At 65.7% G+C, this 22,474-nt stretch carries 19 protein-coding genes; 18 read left to right on the top strand and 1 reads right to left on the bottom strand.

The window, feature by feature from the left end; translation table 11 throughout:
* Nucleotides 1-240: 240 nt before the first annotated feature.
* From HAP40_RS33395 to HAP40_RS33350, 10 genes are all read left to right on the top strand, one after another.
* Nucleotides 241-1,275 (top strand): ABC transporter substrate-binding protein, encoded by a 1,035-nt coding sequence (locus tag HAP40_RS33395; protein ID WP_166813263.1) that lies wholly within the window; start codon nucleotides 241-243, stop codon nucleotides 1,273-1,275.
* A gap of 27 nt (nucleotides 1,276-1,302) precedes the next feature.
* Nucleotides 1,303-2,343, top strand: coding sequence for an ABC transporter ATP-binding protein (locus tag HAP40_RS33390; protein WP_166813265.1), 1,041 nt, complete (start codon nucleotides 1,303-1,305; stop codon nucleotides 2,341-2,343).
* Nucleotides 2,340-3,215 (top strand): ABC transporter permease, encoded by an 876-nt coding sequence (locus HAP40_RS33385; protein ID WP_166813267.1) that lies wholly within the window; start codon nucleotides 2,340-2,342, stop codon nucleotides 3,213-3,215. The genes HAP40_RS33390 and HAP40_RS33385 overlap by 4 nt, the downstream gene beginning before the upstream one ends.
* On the top strand, nucleotides 3,212-4,018 hold the full coding sequence (locus tag HAP40_RS33380; protein ID WP_166813268.1) for an ABC transporter permease: 807 nt from the start codon (nucleotides 3,212-3,214) through the stop codon (nucleotides 4,016-4,018). Before HAP40_RS33385 ends, HAP40_RS33380 begins: the two co-directional genes overlap by 4 nt.
* 8 nt (nucleotides 4,019-4,026) lie before the next feature.
* Nucleotides 4,027-5,223, top strand: a complete 1,197-nt coding sequence (locus HAP40_RS33375) for an NAD(P)/FAD-dependent oxidoreductase (protein WP_246741226.1) — start codon at nucleotides 4,027-4,029, stop codon at nucleotides 5,221-5,223.
* 27 nt (nucleotides 5,224-5,250) lie between these two features.
* On the top strand, nucleotides 5,251-5,547 hold the full coding sequence (locus HAP40_RS33370) for a (2Fe-2S)-binding protein (RefSeq protein WP_166813270.1): 297 nt from the start codon (nucleotides 5,251-5,253) through the stop codon (nucleotides 5,545-5,547).
* Complete coding sequence (locus HAP40_RS33365; protein WP_166813272.1) at nucleotides 5,544-6,962, top strand: NAD(P)/FAD-dependent oxidoreductase; 1,419 nt, start codon at nucleotides 5,544-5,546, stop codon at nucleotides 6,960-6,962. The genes HAP40_RS33370 and HAP40_RS33365 overlap by 4 nt, the downstream gene beginning before the upstream one ends.
* Nucleotides 6,959-8,080, top strand: a complete 1,122-nt coding sequence (locus HAP40_RS33360; protein WP_166813274.1) for an NAD(P)/FAD-dependent oxidoreductase — start codon at nucleotides 6,959-6,961, stop codon at nucleotides 8,078-8,080. Before HAP40_RS33365 ends, HAP40_RS33360 begins: the two co-directional genes overlap by 4 nt.
* Before the next feature lie 15 nt (nucleotides 8,081-8,095).
* The gene (locus HAP40_RS33355; RefSeq protein ID WP_027545617.1) at nucleotides 8,096-8,443 is read left to right on the top strand and encodes a RidA family protein; all 348 of its coding nucleotides are present in this window, start codon (nucleotides 8,096-8,098) and stop codon (nucleotides 8,441-8,443) included.
* A 168-nt stretch (nucleotides 8,444-8,611) separates the two neighbouring features.
* Entirely contained in the window at nucleotides 8,612-10,225 is a 1,614-nt protein-coding gene (locus HAP40_RS33350) for an ABC-F family ATP-binding cassette domain-containing protein (RefSeq protein ID WP_166813276.1), read from the top strand.
* A gap of 171 nt (nucleotides 10,226-10,396) precedes the next feature.
* Here HAP40_RS33350 and HAP40_RS33345 read toward each other — a convergent pair whose 3' ends face one another.
* Entirely contained in the window at nucleotides 10,397-11,725 is a 1,329-nt protein-coding gene (locus HAP40_RS33345; protein WP_166813278.1) for a dicarboxylate/amino acid:cation symporter, read from the bottom strand.
* Between the two features lie 142 nt (nucleotides 11,726-11,867).
* On the opposite strand from HAP40_RS33345, the gene HAP40_RS33340 reads away from it, so the two are divergent.
* From HAP40_RS33340 to HAP40_RS33305, 8 genes are all read left to right on the top strand, one after another.
* Nucleotides 11,868-13,187 carry a solute carrier family 23 protein gene (locus HAP40_RS33340; RefSeq protein ID WP_166813280.1) on the top strand — a complete coding sequence of 440 codons (1,320 nt, stop codon included), beginning with the start codon at nucleotides 11,868-11,870 and terminating at the stop codon, nucleotides 13,185-13,187.
* A 73-nt stretch (nucleotides 13,188-13,260) separates the two neighbouring features.
* Nucleotides 13,261-14,097, top strand: a complete 837-nt coding sequence (locus HAP40_RS33335) for an SDR family oxidoreductase (RefSeq protein ID WP_166813282.1) — start codon at nucleotides 13,261-13,263, stop codon at nucleotides 14,095-14,097.
* 120 nt (nucleotides 14,098-14,217) lie between these two features.
* A complete protein-coding gene (locus HAP40_RS33330; RefSeq protein ID WP_166813284.1) occupies nucleotides 14,218-16,017 on the top strand; it encodes a cation:proton antiporter in 1,800 nt (599 codons plus the stop codon).
* Between the two features lie 94 nt (nucleotides 16,018-16,111).
* Entirely contained in the window at nucleotides 16,112-16,933 is an 822-nt protein-coding gene (locus HAP40_RS33325; protein ID WP_166813286.1) for an NAD-dependent protein deacetylase, read from the top strand.
* 141 nt (nucleotides 16,934-17,074) lie between these two features.
* Nucleotides 17,075-19,159: a hydantoinase/oxoprolinase family protein gene (locus HAP40_RS33320; protein ID WP_166813288.1), complete on the top strand. Its 2,085-nt coding sequence runs from the start codon at nucleotides 17,075-17,077 to the stop codon at nucleotides 19,157-19,159.
* A gap of 2 nt (nucleotides 19,160-19,161) precedes the next feature.
* A complete protein-coding gene (locus HAP40_RS33315; protein WP_166813290.1) occupies nucleotides 19,162-20,820 on the top strand; it encodes a hydantoinase B/oxoprolinase family protein in 1,659 nt (552 codons plus the stop codon).
* Nucleotides 20,821-20,860: 40 nt separating this feature from the next.
* Nucleotides 20,861-21,862, top strand: a complete 1,002-nt coding sequence (locus HAP40_RS33310; protein WP_166813292.1) for a TRAP transporter substrate-binding protein — start codon at nucleotides 20,861-20,863, stop codon at nucleotides 21,860-21,862.
* A 10-nt stretch (nucleotides 21,863-21,872) separates the two neighbouring features.
* Complete coding sequence (locus tag HAP40_RS33305) at nucleotides 21,873-22,466, top strand: TRAP transporter small permease subunit (protein ID WP_166813294.1); 594 nt, start codon at nucleotides 21,873-21,875, stop codon at nucleotides 22,464-22,466.
* Nucleotides 22,467-22,474 lie beyond the last annotated feature (8 nt).

Below are 22,474 nucleotides of genomic sequence, written 5' to 3'. Positions count from 1 at the left end.
AGGGTGCCATTATTCATTGTACGATGGAAGTCTGCGTCTGCGATCTTTTTCATCAGAGCTGGAGTCAGCCCGCTTTTTCGGCAGATTGGAGGGATTCAAACCTCCAGATCGCGCCAAAACCCGCCGAGCAGGGGCCGGAGCCCTGATCGGGAAGGGATTTGCGCGGAAGGAAATGCGGAAGGCGCTTCGGCCGGAGACTTGTCGGCACGTCACCTCATTCCGGTATGGAGATCGGTCCACATGAAGACTTTCCGCCTTCTGGCCGCGGTCAGCATCGCAGCCCTCATCGCCGTCCCGTCGGCCGCCTCGGCCCAGCAGAAGACGCTCTATGTCGCCGGCTATGGCGGCTCGTTCGAGAAGACGATCCGTGACGAGGTGATCCCGGCCTTCGAGAAGGGGAACGGCGTCAAGGTCGAGTATGTCGCCGGCAACTCCACCGACACGCTCGCCAAGCTCCAGGCGCAGAAGGGCAATCAGCAGATCGACGTCGCCATCGTCGACGACGGCCCGATGTACCAGGCGATCCAGCTCGGCTTCTGCGGCAAGCTCGACGGATTGCCGGCCGATCTCTACGACACCGCGCGCTTCAAGGACGATCGCGCAGTCGCGATCGGCATCGTCGCGACCGGCCTGATGTACAACACCAAGGTGTTCAAGGAGAAAGGCTGGGCGCCGCCGACCTCGTGGAACGATCTGAAGGACACGAAATACGCCAAGCAGCTCGTGATCCCGCCGATCAACAACACCTACGGCTTAGAGGCGCTGGTGATGCTGTCGAAGATGAACGGCGGCGGTGAGACCAACGTCGATTCCGGCTTCAAGATCTTCAAGGAGCAGGTCAATCCGAACGTGCTCGCCTACGAGCCGTCGCCGGGCAAGATGACCGAGCTGTTCCAGTCCGGTCAGGCCGTGATCGCGGTGTGGGGCACCGGCCGCGTGCAGAGCTTCGCCAACACCGGCTTCCCCGTCGACTTTGTCTATCCGAAGGAAGGCGCGGCAACGCTGCTGACGACGGCCTGTCCGATCAACAAGCCCAACGCTTCGCCGTTGGCCGTGAGCTTCGTCAAGACGCTGCTCGATCCAAAAATCCAGCTGGTGATGCTCAAGGACTACGGCTACGGCCCGGTGCTGAAATCGCTGGTGGTCCCGCCCGAGCTCGGCAAGATGGCGCCGATCGGCGAGCGCGCGGCAAAGCTCTATAATCCGGACTGGACCGTCATCAACGAGAAGCGCGAGGAGTGGACCAAGCGCTGGAATCGCGAGGTCGAGCGTTGATCTGATCGTCCGTATCGGAGACAGTGCATGGCCTATCTCGAGCTCGATCGGGTCGCAAAACAGTTCGGCCCGCAGACTGTGGTCGACGACTTCAGTCTGTCGGTGGGGAAGGGGGAGTTCATCTCCTTCCTGGGCCCGTCCGGCTGCGGCAAGACCACGACGTTGCAGATGATCGCGGGCTTCCTTGATCCGACGCGCGGCGCGATCCGCCTGGAGGGCAAGGACTTGACCGCGATTCACCCGGCCAAGCGCGGGCTCGGCATCGTGTTCCAGAGCTACGCGCTGTTTCCGCACATGACCGCGGCGGAGAACGTCGCCTTCGGTCTGGAGATGCGCAACGTGGCGCGCGCCGAGCGAGCCGAGCGCGTCCGTGCTGCGCTCGCGATGGTGGGCCTTGCCGGTTACGAGGACCGCCATCCCCGAAGGATGTCCGGCGGCCAGCAGCAGCGCGTGGCGCTCGCCCGCGCGCTGGTGATCAAGCCGAGCGTGCTCCTGCTCGACGAGCCGCTCTCCAATCTCGACGCAAAGCTGCGCGAGGAGATGCAGATCGAGCTGCGTCAGATCCAGCGCACCATCGGCACCACCACGATCCTTGTCACCCACGACCAGAACGAGGCGATGTCGCTGTCCGACCGCATCGTGGTGATGAGCCAGGGCAAGATCGAGCAGATCGGCACGCCGCAGGAGACTTACGAGAAGCCGGCCTCGGCCTTCGTCTCGCAGTTCCTCGGCAAGACCAACGATTTTGCCGCGACGATTGATCGGGCTGTGGCGCCGGCGAAGTTGATGGCAGGCTCCTGGAGCGCGCCGGCGCCGGCCGGCCTCAGCGGTCCGGTCACGGTCAGCATCCGCCCCGAGCGCGTCGGCTTCGGCGATGCCGGCCTCGGCGCAAAAATCGTCACCCGCATCTTCCAGGGCAATCACTGGCTGTTCCAGTGCGACAGCGAATGCGGTCCGGCGATCGTGATCCGGCAGAACGATGGCACGACGCAGCCGGCCGAAGGCGACGCGGTTCGCCTCGCCTGGCGGCCGGAGGACATGAGCGTGCGCGCGAGGGCCGGCGCATGAGCGCGGCCGCCGAGGAACGCAGCGCGCGTGCACCATGGGCGCTGACGGCGCCTGCCTTGATGTTGTTCGTCGGCGTGCTGCTGATCCCGCTCGCAATGACCGTGATGCTCTCGTTCCACGATTGGGGCCAGTACAAGGGCATCGAGCCGGTCTTCATCCTCAAGAACTGGCACGAGATCGCGACCGATCCCTATTACGCGGAGATGTTCTGGCGGACGTTTCGCATCGCAATCCTGACCACGCTGCTCACGGCTTTGCTCGGCGCGCCCGAAGCCTACATCCTCAACCGCATGAGCGGCCGCTGGAAGAGCTTCTTCCTGCTGATCATCCTCGGGCCGCTGCTGATCTCCGTGGTGGCGCGCACGCTGGGCTGGGCGCTGCTGTTCGGCGGCAACAACGGTCTCGTCAACAAGCTCCTGATGTCGCTCGGAGTGATCGGTTCTCCCATTCCCTTCATGTTCACTGAAACCGGCATGGTGATCGCGCTTGCGCATGTGATGATGCCGTTCATGGTGTTGTCGGTGTGGGCGGCGCTGCAACGGCTCGATCCGCAGATCGAGAATGCCGCGATGTCGCTCGGCGCGAGCCCTGTGACCATCATCCGCCGCATCATCATGCCGCAGATCATGCCGGGCGTGCTGTCGGGCGCGATCATCGTATTCTCGCTTTCGGCCAGTGCCTTCGCCACGCCGGCGATCATCGGCGGCCGCCGGCTCAAGGTTGCGGCGACGCTTGCCTATGACGAATTCCTCAACACGCTGAACTGGCCGCTCGGTGCGGCGGTCGCAACGCTGCTGCTGGCCGCGCTGGTGCTGATCGTCGTCGGCAGCAACGCGCTGATCGAGCGCCGCTATGCGGAGGTGTTCCGATGAGACGGAACGGCCCGCTGGCGCTGATCTTCCACACCGTCTTCGTCATCGTCATGGTGGCGCCGATCCTCGTGGTCTGCCTCGTCGCGTTTACCCCCGAGGGCTTCCTGTCGCTGCCGACCAACGGCTTTTCGCTGCGCTGGTTCAGGACCATCGCGAACTACCCCGAATTCATTCACGCCTTCTGGGTCAGCCTTGGCCTTGGCGCGCTGTCGTCCCTGGTGGCGCTGTTGTTCGCGGTGCCGGCGGCGCTCGCGATCGCGCGCTACCGCTTCCGCGGCCGCGAGGCGTTGGCGGCGCTGTTCCTGTCGCCGCTGATGATCCCGCATGTCGTGCTCGGCATCGCCTTCCTGCGCTTCTTCACCTCCGCCGGGATGGGCGGCAGCTTCGCGGCGCTGATCGTCGCGCATGTCATTATCGTGTTTCCGTTCGCGCTGCGGCTGACGCTGGCGGCCGCGACCGGCATGGACCGCACGGTCGAGATGGCGGCGGTGTCGCTCGGCGCCAATGGCTGGACGCTGTTTCGCCGCGTGACCCTGCCTTTGATCCTGCCCGGCGTCATCAGCGGCTGGGCGCTCGCCTTCATCCAGTCCTTCGACGATCTCACCATGACCGTCTTCCTCGCGGCACCCGGCACCGAGACGCTACCGGTACGCATGTTCCTTTACATCCAGGACAACATCGATCCGCTGGTGACGTCGGTCTCGGCCTGCGTGATCGCTGTTACCATGACCGCCCTCATTGTGCTCGACCGCTTCTACGGGCTCGACCGTGTGCTCGCCGGCAAGGGCGATACGGGACGATAGGAGAACCCATGTCTAAAGCGTTTCCGAGCGAAGTGGACGCCGGTTCGCGTGAAGAAAGCGCGTCTAAGCAGAAGTCTGAATACGACGTCGCCGTCGTCGGCGGCGGACTGCTCGGCTCCGCCATTGCCTGGGGCCTCGGCCGGCTCGGCAAGCGCGTCGCCGTGCTCGACGAGGGCGACATCACCAAGCGCGCCTCGCGCGCGAATTTTGCGCTGGTCTGGGTCCAGAGCAAGGGTCTCGGCATGCCCGCCTATACGGTCTGGACCGTGCAGGCGTCGCAGGCCTGGGGGCGGCTCGCGGACGAGCTGAAGCAGCAGACCGGTCTCGACGTCTCGCTTCAGCAGAACGGTGGCTTCCACCTCACGCTCGGCGAGGACGAATTCGGCCAGCGCACCGAGCTGGTCAAGCGCATGCACAACCAGGTCGGCGCTGCCGACTACAAGATGGAGATGCTGCCCGCCTCCGAAGTGAAGAAGGCGCTGCCGCTGATCGGGCCCGAGGTCTCCGGCGGCAGCTACTGCCCGCTCGACGGCCACGTCAATTCGCTGCGCACGTTCCGTGCGTTTCACACCGGCTTCAGGGCGTTCGGCATCGACTATTTTCCGGAGCGTCCGGTCTCGGCGATCAGCAAGAGCGGCGGCGAGTTCCGCCTGACCACGCCGCAGGGCGAGCTGCGCGCCGCCAAGGTCGTGCTCGCCGCCGGCAATGCCAACCAGACGCTGGCGCCGATGGTTGGGCTCGTTGCTCCGATGGGGCCGACGCGCGGACAGATCGTGGTGACCGAGCGCACCATGCCGTTCCTGCCGCATCCCTTGACCACGATCCGCCAGACCGACGAGGGCACGGTGATGATCGGCGACAGCAAGGAGGACGAGCTCGACGACCGCGCGCTGAAGCATTCGATCAGCGCCGTGATGACCGATCGCGCCCAGCGCATGTTCCCGCATCTGTCGCGGCTCAACGTGGTCAGGAGCTGGGCCGGCATTCGCGTCATGCCGCAGGACGGATTTCCAATCTATGACCAGTCGGAGACGCATCCCGGCGCCTTCGTTGCCTGCTGTCATTCCGGCGTGACGCTCGCCTCCAACCACGCCTTCGAGATCGCGCGCATGGTGGCGCAGGGCGCACTCGAGCCCGAGCTGGTCGGCGCGTTCTCGGCGAGCCGTTTTGGCGGCGCGGGCGCGGCCAACAACAGCGGCTATTAGAGATATCGAAGGAGCCAAGAGGCATCCATGTTTAGACGATCCGAACAGGACAAGCGTGCTCAGGTGCAGATCTTCGTCGACGGCGTTGCCGTCGCGGCACGGCAGGGCGACACGGTCTCCGCGGCGCTGTTGGCATCGAGCCTTGATGTGCGCAGGTCCACCGCGGTGAGCGGTGCGCCGCGTCTGCCCTATTGCATGATGGGCGTGTGCTTCGACTGCCTCGTCACCATCGACGGTGTCGGCAACCGGCAGGGTTGCCTCGTGCCCGTCGCCGAGGGCATGCAGGTCGAGATCCAGAAGGGCAAGCGGGAGATCGGAAGATGATTGTGGCTCCCAGGCGCGACGCCTATGACGTCGTGGTGATCGGCGCCGGTCCCGCCGGCCTCGCGGCTGCCGCGACATCCGCCGAAGCAGATCTCTCGACGCTGCTGCTCGACGAGAATGTCGGCCCCGGCGGCCAGGTGTTTCGCGCCATCTCGTCCACGCCGGTCACGGAGCGCAGCCAGCTCGGCGCGGATTATTGGGTCGGCGCCGATCTAGTGAAGTCGCTGCGCGCCAGCAATGCGGAAGTCATCCACCGCGCCACGGTCTGGAGCCTTGACCGCAATCTCGAGATTGCCGTGTCGATCGGCGGCGCGTCCGCCTTCGTCAAGGCGCAGCGCGTAATCCTCGCGACCGGGGCGCTGGAGCGGCCGTTTCCTATTCCGGGCTGGACGCTGCCCGGCGTGATGACGGCCGGCGCGGCGCAGACGATGTTGAAATCGTCGGCGCTCGTGCCCGATGGCCGCACCGTGATCGCGGGGCAGGGGCCGCTGCTCTGGCTGCTTGCCGCACAGATTTTGCGTCTCGGCGGTCGCATCGACCGCATCCTCGACACCACCGAGCGCGGCAATTATTTCGCCGCGCTGCCGCACGCCTTCGCCTTCCTGACTTCGCCCTATTTCACCAAGGGCCTGTCGATGATGCGCGAGGTGAAGGCGAAGGTGCAACTCGTCTCCGGCGTGACGGAGCTCGCCGCATCCGGCGACGGTCAGCTTGCGAGCGTGAGCTACGTCGCCGGCGGCAAGCGCGAGACCATTCCTGCCGACCTGTTGCTGCTGCATCAAGGCGTCGTCCCCAACGTCAATCTGGCGATGGCGGCCGGCGTCGAGCACCGCTGGGATGATCTGCAATTGTGTTGGTCGCCGGTGCTGGACGCGAGCGGCGGTTCGTCGGTCGCCGGCATCGCGATCGCCGGCGATGGTGCTGGCATCGGCGGTGCCAATGCGGCCGTGGTCCGCGGCCGGATCGCTGCACGCGCGGCAGTGGAGGCGCTGGCGCCGGCGGCTGCGGCGAAGGTGCCCACGATGGCGACGTTGCGCGCTGACCTTGCGAGGGCCGAGCGCGGCCGTGTCTTCCTCGATACGCTGTTCCGCCCGTCGCCGCAGTTCCGCGTTCCCTCGGGCGATACGATCGTCTGTCGCTGCGAGGAGGTGACGGCAAAGGATATTCTCGATGCGGTCGCGATCGGCGCGACGGGGCCGAACCAGCTCAAGGCCTATCGCCGTACCGGCATGGGTCCGTGCCAGGGCCGGCTCTGCGGACTCACCGTCACCGAGCTGATGGCGCAGGCGCGGGGAAAGACGCCGCAGGAGATCGGCTATTACCGGCTGCGCGCGCCTGTGAAGCCGATCACGCTCGCCGAGCTCGCCGCCGTTCCCAAGAGCGAGGCCGACGTCAAGGCGGTGGTGCGCGGATGACCGAGAACGTGGATGCGATCGTCGTCGGCGGCGGCATCCACGGATGCTCCACCGCGCTCCATCTGTGCTTGGCCGGGATGAAGCCGGTGCTGATCGAGAAGGACTATGCCGGCCGCCACGCTTCCGGCGTCAATGCCGGCGGCGTGCGCCAGCTCGCGCGGCACATTCCCGAGATTCCGCTGTCGATCCGCTCGATGGGAATCTGGGAGAAGATCTCGGATCTGCTCGACGACGATTGCAGCTTCGAGAGCTACGGCCAGGTGCTGGTCGCGGAGAACGAAGAGGAGCTGGCCGTCTGCCGGGCGCGCGTCGCCGAGCTCAACGCGCTTGGTTTCACCCATGAAGAGCTGATCGACACGGCTGAATTGCGTCGGCTCGTCCCGGCGGTCGCCGAGACCTGTCCCGGCGGCGTGGTCTCGCGCCGCGACGGCGCGGCCAATCCGGCGCAGACGACAACGGCGTTTCGTCGCAAGGCCGAGCAGCTCGATGCGACCGTGCGCGAGGGCGTCGCGGCCGGCAACATCCGCCACAGCGACGGCCTCTGGCATGTCGACGTCGGCCCTGACACCTATGCCGCGCCCGTGCTCGTCAATGCAGCCGGCGCGTGGGCCGGGAAGATCGCGGCTGCGCTCGGCGAGCCGGTTCCGGTCGAGACGGTCGCGCCGATGCTGATGATCACCTCGCGCGTGCCGCACTTCATCGATCCCGTCGTGATCCTGCGCGGGCGGAAATTGTCCTTCAAGCAATTCTCCAATGGCACCGTGCTGATCGGCGGCGGCCATCTGGCAACGCCCTATCAGGACCGCAACGAGACGGTGCTCGACTGGAAGAGCCTTGCGACCAGTGCGCAGACCGTGTTCGAGCTGTTTCCGGTGATGCGTAGCGCCACCATCGTGCGGGCCTGGGCCGGCATCGAGGCGAAGATGAAGGACGACATTCCCGTGTTCGGGCCGAGCAGCCGTCATAGGGGTCTCTATCACCAGTTCGGCTTCTCGCTGCACGGTTTCCAACTCGGCCCCGGCGCCGGCGCCGTGATGGCGGAGCTGATCGTCAACGGTGGCACCCAGACTCGCGTCGGCGATCTCGGCATCGAGCGCTTCCATCCTTCCACGCTCTGACAACAAGAGGACATCATGAGCATCACCCGCAGCATCCGCACGCCCATCATGCACCGCGCCGTCGAGGCCAATGGGTTCGTCTTCCTCGGCGGCACCATCGCCGACGACACTTCGGTCTCGATGGGCGACCAGACCCGCAACATCCTCGGCAAGATCGCCGGCTATCTGAAGGAAGCCGGAACCGACAAGAGCCGCGTCGTCAGCGCCTCGATCTTCGTCACGGACCTCTCCAAGAAGAAGGAGATGGACGCGGCCTGGACCGAGTTCTTCGGCGACAATCTGCCGACCCGCGCCACTGTCGGCGTCGCCGATCTCGGCGGCAGCGCGCTGATCGAGGTGGTGGTCACCGCGCTCAAGGGCTGATCGCAGAGCGATAGGGACCTCAGCGCGTTTCTCGTGCTGTCGTCCCTTCGACTGCGGCTTGATCTTGCGCTTCCGCGGGACTAGTTAGGGGGCTCTCAATCAGGAACTTCGCCGCCATGGATTTCACCCCGACCGCAACGCCCATCCGCCTTGCTCACGGGGAATTCCATGCCTGCTTCAATCATCCTGTCGAACCTCTCGCTGTCCACGCTTGACGGCCGGTCTGTTCTTTCCAGCATCGATCTGACATTCGCGGCCGAGCGCACCGGTCTCGTCGGCCGTAACGGCGTCGGCAAGACGACGCTGCTAGCGTCGATGTTGGGCGAGCATGTTCCCCAGTCCGGTCGTGTTCTGATCAACGGGACCATCGGCCTGCTGCGCCAGGACGTTCAACCGCCAGCTGATGGCACGGTGGCCGATCTGTTCCGCGTGCGGCCGGCGCTGGAGCTGATGCGCCGTGCGGAGCGGGGCGACGCCTCGGCCGACGACATCGCCACGATCGACTGGACGCTCGAAGCGCGGCTTCAGGCCGCCCTGGCGGGCCTCGGCTTCGATCCTTCTCCCGATACGCAGCTCTCGCAACTATCGGGCGGCCAGATCACGCGCGTTCGCCTTGCCGCTTTGGTCTTTGCCGAGCCCGACTTTCTGCTGCTCGACGAGCCCACCAACAATCTCGACCGGGACGGACGCGAGGCAGTGACCGATCTCCTCGCCGGCTGGCGCAGCGGCGCGATCGTCGTCAGCCACGACCGGAATTTGCTCGAGACGATGGATGCGATCGTCGAGCTGACGTCGCTGGGCGCAACACGATACGGCGGTAATTGGAGCCGTTATCGCGAGCAAAAAACCGTCGAGCTCGCGGCCGTCAGGCACTCTCTCGCGCATGCCGAGCGGCGCCTGTCCGAGATCGATGGCAAGGCCCAGGACGCCGCCGAGCGGAAAGAGCGCAAGGACAGCGGCGGAAAAAAGAAACGGGCGAAGGGCGACATGCCGCGTATCCTTGCCGGCGCGCGCAAGGACCGCAGCGAGGATACCGGCGGCAAGAATGCGCAAGTTTCCGAGCGGCGGCGTGCGGACGCGCTCGACGCCGTCGACACGGCACGCCGCCGCATCGAGGTTCTTCAGCCGCTTTCGGTGAAACTGCCCGTGACTGGCCTGCCGGCCGGCAGGGAGGTGCTTTGGCTCGACGGCGTCAGCGCTGGCTATCGCCCGGAGCAGCCGGTCTTGCGTGATCTGTCGTTCACAATGGTCGGGCCGGAGCGTGTCGCGCTGGTCGGGCCCAACGGCTCGGGCAAGACGACGCTGCTGAGGCTCATTGCCGGCGAGTTGCGCCCCGTCGCGGGTACGGTGCGGGTCAGGCCCGATTTCGCGCTGTTCGACCAGAAGGTCAGCCTGCTCGATCCGACGCGCTCCATCCTGGAGAACTTCGGCCGCCTCAATGCGGAGGCGGGCGCCAATGCGTGCCATGCCGCGCTGGCCCGGTTCATGTTTCGCGCCGATGCAGCCCTGCAGGTCGTCGGCAGCCTGAGCGGCGGGCAAATGTTCCGTGCGGGGCTTGCCTGCGTGCTGGGCGGAACGAGGCCGCCCTCTCTGCTGATCCTGGATGAGCCGACCAATCACCTCGACATCGAGTCCATCGAAGCCGTCGAGGCTGGCTTGAGAGCCTATGACGGCGCGCTGCTCGTCGTCAGCCACGACGAGGCGTTCCTGCAGGCGATCGGAATCACGCGACGGCTCGATCTCGCTGCCAGAACGACGCGCGCCAACGGCGGGATCATGTGATCCCACCGCGCGGCCTGAATATGGCGGAGATTTTCAAAAGCCCGACGCCCTGCCCCCAGCGCGTCGGGCGGAAAAAATGAGTATCAATCCGTGATCCCAACTCGATTGTTGTGACGCGTGCCGCGCCAATTTTCTACTCCGGGAAACTACCGCGTCGGCGCTGGCGCGAAGCTATGCGCGACCGCCGGGTTCCAGTGCTTCGCCCATCTCCAGCGGGTGGGCCATGGTCTCGTGCAGCGCGTCGCGATCGAGCTCGCCCTCGGAGATGCTGATGACGACGCAGGCGACACCATTGCCGATCAGATTGGTCAGTGCACGGCATTCGCTCATGAATTTGTCGATGCCGACGAGGATCGCAATCGACTGGATCGGGATGTCAGGCACGATCGAGAGCGTCGCGGCGAGCGTGATGAAGCCCGCGCCGGTGACGCCCGAAGCGCCCTTCGAGGTGATCATGGCGATGCCGAGAATGCCGAGCTCCTGCCAGATGGTCAGATGGGTGTTGGTCGCCTGCGCCAAGAACAGCGTCGCCAGCGTCATGTAGATGTTGGTGCCGTCGAGGTTGAAGCTGTAGCCGGTGGGAATGACGAGGCCGACCACCGAGCGCGAGGCGCCGAGATGCTCCATCTTCTGGATCATCTGCGGCAGCACCGTCTCGGAGGATGAGGTGCCGAGCACGATCAAAAGCTCGTCCTTGATGTAGGCGATGAAGCGCAGGATCGAGAAGCCGGCGACCCGGGCGATCGAACCGAGCACGATCAGTACGAACAGCATGCTGGTCAGGTAGAACGTGCCGATCAGGGCGGCGAGGTTGAGCAGCGAGCCGAGACCGTAGGCGCCGACGGTGAACGCCATCGCGCCGAACGCGCCGATCGGGGCGACGCGGACGATGATGCGGATGATGCCGAAGAACACCTTCGCGGCCTTGTCGATGGCGTCCGCGATGGGCTCGCCGGCCTTGCCGAGGAAGGCGATGGCGAAGCCGGAGAGGATCGAGACCAGCAGCACCTGCAGGAGGTCGCCACGCGCAATCGCGCCCACATAGCTGTCGGGGATGATTGCCATCAGATGGGCGACGATGCCCTCCTCGTGGGCCTTGGTGACATAGGTCGCCACCGATTTCGGATCGATCGTGGCGGGGTCGATGTTGAAGCCGTGCCCGGGCTGGAGGATCTCGCCGACCAAAAGTCCGATGGCGAGCGCGACCGTCGAGACCGTCTCGAAATAGATCAGCGACTTCAGGCCGACCCGGCCGACGCGCTTGAGGTCGCCCATCGAGGAGATGCCGTGCACCACGGTGCAGAAGATCACCGGCGCGATCATCATCTTGATCAACGCGATGAAACCATCGCCGAGCGGCTTCAGGGCCTTGCCGAGATCGGGATAGAGGTGGCCGATGAGCACGCCGAGCGCGATCGCGATCAGGACCTGGATGTAGAGGATCTTGTACCAGGGCTGGCGCCGGCGGAGGGCGGCTGGCTGGATCGCGACTTGTGTCATAGAGTGTGCCCCGGAACGCATTGATCTTGCAGGATTTGGCTCCTGCTTGACCTGCACCATGTGATGGCCGCCGCAGAAGTGACAATCACATTTTTGTCGGATCGCACGAACATCGATCGGCTGCACCGCAACTGGGGGGAACATGGGGACTGCAAGAAGCTCCGACGAGCAAACGCGAGGCTATTTTCCACGCTGGAAGCTCAAGACCTCGGGCGTGATCATGCCGGAGGAGCGGCTGCCCTGGGGCCAGACCGTCGTCTCGGGTCTCCAGCATTGCGTCGCCATGTCGGGCTCGACGATCATCGCGCCGCTGCTGATGGGGTTCGATCCCAATGTTGCGGTCCTGTTCTCCGGCGTCGGCACGCTGATCTTTTTCGTGATCGTCGCGGGGCGCGTGCCGAGCTATCTCGGCTCGAGCTTCGCATTCATCGCCGTCGTCATTGCCGCCACCGGCTATGCGGGGCAGGGACCGAATCCCAACTTGTCGGTGGCGCTCGGCGGCATTGTCGGAGCCGGCGTGCTTTACGGCCTGATTTCGCTGGTCGTGATGTGGTCGGGGGTCGGCTGGGTCGAAAGGCTGCTACCGCCCGCCGTCACCGGCGCCGTGGTCGCCGCGATCGGCCTCAACCTGGCACCCGTGGCGGTCAAGGCGGTGAGCGCCGGGACTTTCGACACCTGGATCGGGCTCGCGACCGTTCTGATCATCGGCGTGGTTGCCGTTGCCGCGCCGGGTCTGTGGCGCCGGCTGCCGATCATTGTCGGCGCAATCGGCGGATATCTCTTGTACTTGCTGTTCGCGAACGGCCTCGGCTTCGGCAAGCCGATCGATTTCGCGCAACTCTCGGCGGCGTCGTGGTTCGGGATGCCCAGCTTCACCACGCCGACGTTCCAGGCCGATGCAATCTTCCTGATTGCGCCCGTCGCGGTCATCCTCGTCGCCGAGAACCTCGGTCACATCAAGGCCGTCGGCGCGATGACGGGCCGGAGCCTCGATCGCTATCTCGGCCGCGCCCTGTTCGCGGACAGCCTCGCGACCATCGTGGCGGCATGCGGCGGCGGCACCGGCGTCACGACCTATGCCGAGAACATCGGCGTCATGGCGGCGACGAAGGTCTATTCCACCTTGTTGTTCGCCTTCGCGGCCATTGTGTCGATCCTGCTCGGCTTCTCGCCGAAATTCGGCGCGCTGATCCTGTCGATCCCGGGGCCCGTCATCGGCGGCCTCTCGATCGTGCTGTTCGGGTTGATTGCGGCGATGGCCGGCCGGATCTGGGTCGAGAACAAGGTCGACTTTGCAGATCCCGCGAACCTGATCACCGTCGCGGTGGCGCTCACCGCAGGCGCCGGCGATCTCACGCTCAAATTCGGTGCATTCACGATCGGCGGGATCGGCACAGCAACCTTCGGCGCCATCATCCTGTACCAGATCCTAACCCTGACGCGCGCCCGCAACGCCCAATGAATCGCAGCAATGCATCGAGGGATGGAACAAAGCGCCGGTTCCGCCGATGATCAGGCATCCCTGGAGATCACTCATGCCCCACACCGATCGCTCAAGCTCCTTTGCCTCGCGTCTCGCCGGCCAGTACGCGCTGGTGACCGGCGCCTCCCAGGGCATCGGCCGCGCCGTCGCCATCCGGCTGGCCCAGGAAGGGGCGACCGTCGCCATCAATTATTTCGGTAGTCCCGGAGGGGCCGAGGAGACGCTCGCGCTCGCGCGGACGGCGTCCGCCGACCGCGGACACGGCGAGGCCGATCACATCATCGTCAAGGCCGATGTCGGCAGCGAGCAGGACATCGCGGCGATGTTCGAGACGGTCCTTTCGCGCTGGAAGCGCCTCGACTGTCTCGTCAACAATGCCGGCTTCCAGCGGGAATCGCCGAGCGATGCGCTCGATGTCGAAACCTATCGCCGCATCATCGACGTCAATCTCAACGGCGCCGTGCTGTGCGCGCAGAAGGCGCTCGCGCATTTCGTCGCGCGGGGCGGAGGCGGCAGCATCATCAATTGCTCCAGCGTGCACCAGATCATCCCGAAGCCCGGCTATCTCGCTTACTCGATCAGCAAGGGCGGCATGGCCAATCTGACGCGCACGCTGGCGCTGGAATTCGCCGGCCAAGGCATCCGCGTCAATGCGGTCGGCCCGGGTGCGATCGACACGCCGATCAATGCGGCCTGGACCGGCGACCCGGAGAAGCGCGGCGTCGTGACCTCCCACATTCCCATGGGGCGCGTCGGCACGCCGGAAGAGATCGCCGCCGTGTTCGCCTTCCTCGCCTCGGACGAGGCGAGCTACATCACCGGGCAGACTATCTACGCTTGCGGGGGCCTGACGCTGTTTCCCGAGTTTCGAGAGAATTGGGCAAGCTGAACGTCACGCGTGCTTCGCACGGGATAGTGTGTCAGGACCGGTTGGGGGTCTGCGGCGCCGTGTGCTATCGACCGTGGACGACGCTGCCGCTATTGGCGAGTGCCGACACGTGAAGGGCTCGTGACCACAACGATCAACATCAATGCCTATAGTGACGCGCTGGTAGTCCTCGGCACCGCCAGCGTCGTGCTGCCGATTGTCCGCCATTGGGGCATCAATCCCGTGCTGGGCTATCTCGGCGCCGGCGCCATTCTCGGTCCGCTCGGGCTCGGCTCGCTCGTTCAGGAACTGCCATTCCTGTACTGGTTCACGGTAGCGGATGCGCAGAACGTCGAGGGTATCGCCAATCTCGGTATCGTATTCCTGCTCTTCCTGATCGGGCTCGAGCTGTCGTTCAGGCGGCTTGTCACAATGCGACGCCTGGTGTTCGGGCTTGGCGGCCTGCAGGTCCTGGTGACATCAGCCATGATTTTTGCCGTAGCGCTTCTCGCCGGGCAGAACTCCGATACCGCCGTCATCCTGGGCGCGAGTCTGGCGCTGTCCTCGACGGCGATCGTGCTCGAGCTTCTGTCCGCCGAAAGGCGGCTTGCGACCACTTCCGGGCGCGCCAGCTTCTCGGTGCTGCTGGCCCAGGACCTTGTCGTCGTTCCCATACTCGTCTTCGTCTCGGTGCTCGGCGCAGGCGACGGCGGCTCCGTTGTGGCGCACATCTCCAGTGCGATCTTGAAGGCGGCGCTGGTGGTCGCTTTCCTCATTCTGGTCGGACGACTGCTGATGCGTCCGCTATTCCAGTTGGTCGCGGGCACCCATTCGACCGAGTTGTTCGTCGCCGCGACCTTGTTCGTCATCGTCGGCGCAGGCCTGGCCGCGCACCAGGCCGGGCTGTCGATGGCGCTTGGAGCATTCGTTGCAGGACTGATGCTGGCGGAAACCGAGTATGGCAAGGCCATCGAGGCCACCGTCGAGCCGTTCAAGGGCCTGCTCCTAGGGATCTTCTTCTTCACCGTCGGCATGGCCATCGACTTCCGCGTGTTCATGCGCGAGCCCGGTTGGCTGCTGGCCGCGGTTATCGGCATTCTCGCCGGCAAGGCGATCGTGCTCATCATCCTGGGCCGCCTCTTCAGGCTCTCATGGCCGTCGGCGATCGAAGTCGGCTTCCTGCTGGGGCCGGTCGGCGAATTCGCCTTCGTGAGCATCGGAATGGCGGCGGCGCTCGGCTTGATCGAGCCGCGCGCTTCGAGCTTTGCGGTCGCCGTCACCGCCGTGACGATGGCATTGACGCCGCTTCTGGGTATGCTCGGACGACGATTGGCCGCGAAGTTGCGTGGCGAACGCGCTCTCGATCCCGAACTCGCGGTTCGGCCGCCCGGCGACCGGGCGCAGGCCATCGTGGTCGGCTACGGCCGCGTCGGAAAAGTCGTCTGTTCGCTCTTGACCAGCCATGGCCTGAACTACATCGCGGTCGATCACGAGGCCGTCGCCGTGGCGCGCGACCGCCGCGACGGTCACAAGGTCTATTTTGGTGATGCGACAGAACCGGGCTTCCTGGAAGCCTGCGGCCTGATGCAGACGACTGGTGTGATCATCACCATTCAGTCGCGACCGGCGATCGATGCTGTCGTCGAGCGGATCCGCGCGGCGCGGCCGGACGTGCTGATCGTGTCACGCGCGCGGGACGCCGATCATGCCCGCCACCTCTATGCGATCGGCGCAACCGATGCGGTGCCGGAAACCATCGAGGCAAGCCTGCAGCTTTCCGAAGCCGCACTGGTCGGCCTGGGCGTTGCGGTCGGGCATGCGATCGCCTCGGTGCACGAGAAGCGGGACGAATTCCGGCTGACGCTGCAGCAAGCCGCCCGCAAGGCAGGACAGGAGAAGCCTCGTCCATTCGACCTGACAGGGCGCCGGTCCCCGCGATGACCGCCCAGCCGGGCTGCCACACGCCGCGGGCTGCCACGCGCCGCGAGCTGCCATGATCTGGCAAAACCGGTCCGTGCGAACTACATCATGCGCCATGACACAGGCTCCGCTGGCAAACCTTCCGCTGCAGGATTTCATCAGCCGGCACGAACGTCTGTTCGTGCTGACCGGCGCCGGCTGCAGCACCAATTCGGGCATTCCCGATTATCGCGACAGCCACGGCAACTGGAAGCGGACCCAGCCCGTCAACTTCCAGGCCTTCATGTCGGACGAGCACACGCGCCGGCGCTATTGGGCGCGCAGCCTGATCGGCTGGCGGCGGTTCGGCCAGGCGCGGCCGAACGATGCGCATCATGCATTGGCACGGCTCGAGGCGAACGGCCGGTGCGGGATGCTGCTGACCCAGAATGTCGACCGCCTGCATCAGTCCGCCGGCCACCGGCAGGTGATCGATCTGCACGGACGGCTCGACCTGGTCCGCTGCATGGGTTGCGGGGCGAAGACGCCGCGCGATGAGTTCCAGCACGCGCTTGGCCGCGCGAATGCAGCATGGCTGACGCTCGACGCCGCCGATGCACCTGACGGCGACGCGGATCTGGAGCACGAGGATTTTTCGTCCTTCCAGGTGCCGGCCTGCGAGGCCTGCGGCGGCATCCTCAAACCCGACGTCGTGTTCTTCGGCGAGAACGTTCCCCGCGACATCGTGGCCACTGCGCGGGATCATCTGGCACAGGCCGATGCCATGCTCGTCGTCGGCTCCTCGCTGATGGTCTATTCCGGATTTCGCTTCGTGCAGGCTGCCGCGCAGCGCAACATTCCGATTGCGGCGGTCAACCTCGGCCGCACCCGCGCCGACGATCTCCTGACGTTGAAGGTCGAGGAGCGCTGCGAGGCGGCGCTCGCATTCCTGCTCTGATCGCGCCTCCTGCGAACACGTCTTGCCTAATGCATAGGTGCCAAGCAGAATAGCCGGGCGCGGCGTTGTCCTCGTCGTCCATGGCATGGAAATTGCTGCGCTTTCGGCCTCAGTCTTGACGATCAGCGCGGAGAATTTGGAATGCTTGAGGGAGCCGAGGTGCGGCTTGCCGTCGATATCGGTGGCACGTTCACCGACATCGTGCTGGACGTGGGACAGGATCGCAAGACACGCAAGGTGCTGACGACGCCGCAGCGGCCCGAGCAGGCCGTGCTGGACGGCATGCGCCTCATCCTCGCCGACGCACGTGCCCATATCAGCGACATCGACGTCTTCATTCACGGCACCACGCTCGCCACCAATGCCATCATCGAGCGCCGCGGTGCGAAGACAGCGCTGATCGCGACGGATGGCTTCCGCGACGTGCTCGATATCGGCACCGAGAGCCGCTACGACCAATATGATCTCAGCATCGACAAGCCGAAGCCGCTGGCGCCGCGCAGTCTCCGCTTCACCGTGCCCGAGCGTATCGACGCCCACGGCGCCGTTCGGCTCCCGCTGGACGAAGCGGCGGTGCGCGCACTCGCGCCAAAATTGCGTGGGCGAGGCGTCGAGAGCGTCGCGATCGCCTTCCTGCATTCCTATGCCAATCCGGAGCACGAGCGGCGCACCGCGGCAATCATCAGTGAGGAGATGCCCGGCATCTCCGTGACCGTGTCCTCGGCAGTATGTCCGGAGATCCGCGAATATGAGCGCACCTCCACAGCGGTCGCGAACGCCTATGTGCAACCCCTGATCGATGGTTATCTCGCCCGCATGGCGGACGCCTTGCAGGTCGAGCAGTTCCGGGGGGCGATCTATCTCGTCACCTCCGGCGGCGGCGTCACCTCGATCGAGACGGCGCGGCGTTTTCCGGTGCGTCTCGTCGAATCCGGTCCGGCCGGCGGCGCGATTTTCGCAGCGCAGATCGCGGCACGTCTTGGCGAGAGCAAGGTGCTGTCCTTCGACATGGGCGGCACCACCGCGAAGATCTGCCTGATCGAGAAGTACCAGCCCGAGACCTCGCGCGTATTCGAGGTCGATCGCGCCGCGCGCTTCCTCAAGGGCTCCGGCCTGCCGGTACGCATCCCCGTGATCGAGATGGTCGAGATCGGCGCCGGCGGCGGCTCGATCGCGCATGTCGACGCGATGAAGCGCGTCACCGTGGGTCCGGAGAGCGCCTCGTCCGAGCCGGGGCCGGCCTGCTACGGCCGCGGCGGCCAGCGTCCGGCCGTCACCGACGCGGATGTTGCGCTCGGCATGATCGACCCCGACGCCTTTGCGGCCGGCACCATCAAGCTCGATCCGGAGCTTTCAAGACAGGCGCTGCTGCGCGACGTCGGTGAGCCGCTCGGCCTGTCGGCGGAAACCGCGGCCTATGCCGTGCATGAGGTCGTCTGCGAGAACATGGCGAGCGCGGCGCGCGTGCATGCGGTCGAGCGCGGTGCCGTGGTCGGCCAGCACACGCTGATCGCCTTCGGCGGCGCTGCGCCGCTGCATGCGGCCCGCGTCGCCGAGAAGATCGGCGTCTCCCGCGTGATCGTGCCGTCCAATGCCGGTGTCGGCTCGGCCGTCGGCTTTCTTGCCGCGCCCATCGCCTACGAACTGGTGCGCAGCCGTCATGTCCGCCTCGATGATTTCGACACCGAGGCGGTCTCCGATCTCCTGCAGGAGATGGCGGGCGAAGCTCGGGCGCTGGTCGAGCCTGGTGCGGCCGGCGCGCCGGTGCGCGAGCGCCGCGCCGCCTTCATGCGCTATGTCGGCCAGGGTCACGAGATCTCGGTCGAGCTGCCGAACCGGCGGCTGACGACGGCCGATCTCGCCGGCCTGCGCCAGAAGTTCGAAGCGGATTATTCGGCGATGTTCGAGCGGCCGATCCCGGGTGCGGCGATCGAGGTGCTGAGCTGGTCAGTGCTCGCGACCACCGAGGCACGCAATCCGTCCGCCGTCGCAGCCGTCGCGCGCAAGCCGGCGGCAAAAGCCATCGGCAGCCGCAAATTCTTCGACGGCCGGGCAGGCGAGGTGATCGAGATCCCGCTCTATCGCCGCGAGGACATGGCGCCGGGCGCGACCATCGCGGGCCCCGCCGTGATCGCGGAGGACGAGACTTCGACCTTCGTGTCCACCAGTTTTGACGCGCATATCGACGGTGCCGGCAGCATCGTCATGGAACGAAAGGCGGCCTGATCATGAGCAAGGCAAGCGGCGCGAGCCTGATCGACCTCCAGATCATGTGGCACCGGCTGATCGCCGTGGTCGAGGAGCAGGCACAGGTGCTGCTCCGCACCGCCTTCAGCCCGATCGTGCGCGAATGCGGCGATCTCTCCGCCGGCGTGTTCGACCTCAAGGGCCGCATGCTGGCGCAGGCGGTAACCGGCACGCCCGGCCACGTCAACTCGATGGCGGAATCGGTCAAGCATTTCATCGCCCATTTTCCGATCGAGACGATGAAGGAGGGCGATGCCTACATCACCAACGATCCCTGGATGGGCACCGGCCATCTCAACGATTTCGTCGTCACCACGCCCTGCTTCAAGGACGGCAAGCCGGTCGCGCTGTTCTCCTGCACCAGCCATCTCATGGACATTGGCGGCATCGGCTTCGGGCCCGATGCCACCGACGTATTCATGGAGGGCCTCTACATTCCCATGCTGAAGCTGATCGACCAGGGCGTCGTCAACGAGACGCTGATGGCGATGATCCGCACCAACACGCGGCTGCCGATCGACACCGAGGGCGACACCTATTCGCTCGCCGGCTGCAACGACGTCGGCTGCGAGCGCCTGGTCGAGATGATGACCGAGTTCGGCATCGACACGCTCGATGAGCTCGGCGACTACATCTGCGACCGCTCGCGCGAGGCCGTGCTCGCCGAGATCGCGAAGCTGCCGAAGGGGAGCTGGCGCAACACCATGGCCGTCGACGGCTACGACGCGCCGGTGACGCTTGCCGCGACCTTGACGATCTCGGATGAAGGCATCCACGTCGATTTCGACGGCACCTCGGCCGCCTCCAGGTTCGGCATCAACGTGCCCCTGTCCTACACCACGGCCTATACCGTGTTCGGCCTCGGCTGCGTCGTCGCCTCGCAGATCCCGAACAATGCCGGCTCGCTTTCGCCGCTCACGGTGTCGGCGCCGGCGGGCGCGATCCTCAATGCGCCGAAGCCGGCGCCGGTCGCCTCGCGCCATATCATCGGCCAGATGCTGCCCGACGTCGTGTTCGGCTGCCTGCGCCAGATCATTCCCGAGCGTGTGCCGGCCGAGGGCACATCGTGCCTGTGGAATCTCAACGTTCGCGGGCAGACGCGAAGCGGCGCCGGCGGCAATTACGGGTTCTCGATGGCGGTGACCTCCAATGGCGGCACCGGCGCGCGCTTCGGCAAGGATGGGCTGTCGGCAACCGCCTATCCCAGCGGCGTGCGCGGCACGCCGGTCGAGATCGCGGAGACGCAGACGCCCTTGATCTTCTGGCGCAAGGAGCTGCGCCCGGATTCCGGCGGGGCAGGGCGCACCCGCGGCGGGCTCGGTCAGATCATCGAGGTCGGCAGCGGCGTCGATGCGTCGTTCGACATTCTGGCCGCGTTCGACCGCATCGATCATCCGCCGCGCGGGCGCGACGGCGGCCGTAACGGCGAGGCCGGCTATGTCGGGCTCAAATCCGGCAAGAAGCTGCGCGGAAAAGGCTTTCAGCAGGTGCCGCCGGACGACCGGCTGGTGGTGCTGACCCCCGGCGGCGCCGGCATCGGCGATCCCGCGACGCGCGAGCGCGCGGCAGTCAAGGACGACGTCGAGAGCGGCTTCGTGTCTTCGGACAATGCGGCTGCAGTTTACGGGTACGCTCGGTGACGCGCCGGCGTCTCGTGCAATAGCAAACGGAGGGGGTGCAATGATCACGCGACGAAACTTCACCGCGGGCGCAGCGACGCTGCTTGCGGCCGGCCACGTCTCCACCCGCGCCCAGGCGGCGAGCGTGAACTGGGACATGTCCACGGTCTGGCCGGACGGCAACTTCCACACCCAGAACGCTTTTGCCTTTGCCGAGGAGGTGAAGAAGCAGACCGGCGGCACGGTCAGCATCACCGTGAAGCCCGGCGGCCAGCTCGGCTTCAAGGGCCCCGAGCATCTGCGCGCCGTGCGCGATGGTCTCGTGCCGCTCGCCGACGTTCTCAACATCCAGCAGGTCGGCGACGAGCCCTTCATGGGCGTCGAGAGCATTCCCTTCCTGTGCGGCTCGATGGACGAGCTCAAGGTGCTGCACAAATATGTGCGGCCCGAATACGAGAAGGTCGCCGCGCGCAACAACCAGAAGATCCTCTACATCGTGCCGTGGCCGACGCAGTATCTGCACCTCAAGGTCAAGGTCGCCGACGTCGAGGGCCTCAAGAACATCAAGATCCGCGTGCCCGACAAGAACGCCGTCGACATGCTGGCTGTGGTCGGCATGGCTCCGGTGATGATCCCCTGGGGCGAGACCATACCGGCGCTGGCCTCGGGTGCGGTCTCGGGGGTGTCCACCTCGTCCGTCTCCGGTGTCGACGGAAAATTCTGGGAGTTCCTGAAATACGTCTACCCGACCAACCACGTCTGGTCGTCGCAGATGCTCACCGTCAATCTGGATTCCTGGAAGGCTCTCGCCGGCGATCAACAGAAGCAGGTCGCCGATGCCGCGGCGAAGATGGAGCCGGCGTTCTGGGCGAATTCGCTGAAGGCCGACGTCGACAGCCTCAACCGTCTCAAGGAAGGCGGCATGGAGGTGGTGCCGGTCTCGGAGGCCATGATGAAGGACATCCGCGGCAAGACCGCGCCGCAGCTCGACGCGTTCCTCAAGCGCGTGCCGGCGGCCGACAAGCCGGTGCGGGCCTATCTGGCCGAAATGAAGCGCGGCTGAGGGGGACGCCGTGGTGAGCGTCTCGCCCGAAGCTTCCAGGAGTCTCAACGCAGCGGCGCCGGTGCCGCTGCGCATCCTGCTCGACGGCATCGACCGTCTCGGCCGGCTCGACGGCTGGATCGGCGGTGGCTGTCTTCTGATGCTGACGCTGTTGATGCTGTGCGAGGTCGCAACGCGCTTCCTCTCGAACTTCCTGTCGTTCTTCCCGCCGTCGATCTCGATCGCCTGGGAATACTCGTCCTATCTGATGGCGGCGTCCTTCACTTTCGGCGCCGCCATGACCCTGCGGGTCGGCGGCCACATCCGTGTCGTGCTGCTGCTCAAGAACGCGCCCGCGTCGGTGCAGCGCGCGCTCGAGATCCTGTCGGCCGCGGCCGGTTTCGCCTTCATGGCGTTCCTGACCTCGGCGATGGCGAAGTTCGCCTTTGGCGCTTACGTGCGCGGCCAGGTCTCGACCTCCAGCGATACGCCGCTGTGGTTTCCAGAGGCCGTCGTCACCTTCGGCATGTTGCTGCTCACGCTTCAGTTCCTGGCGCGCGCGATCCAGGCTGTGCTCGGCCTTCCGCTCGAGGATCACCGCATGAAGGCCTCGCCCGTCGAATGATCGCTTTG

The sequence above is a fragment of the Bradyrhizobium sp. 1(2017) genome (assembly GCF_011602485.2).
GTDB lineage: Bacteria > Pseudomonadota > Alphaproteobacteria > Rhizobiales > Xanthobacteraceae > Bradyrhizobium.
Note: the sequence above shows the minus strand (reverse complement) of the source record. Positions and strands in the feature narration are given on the sequence as shown.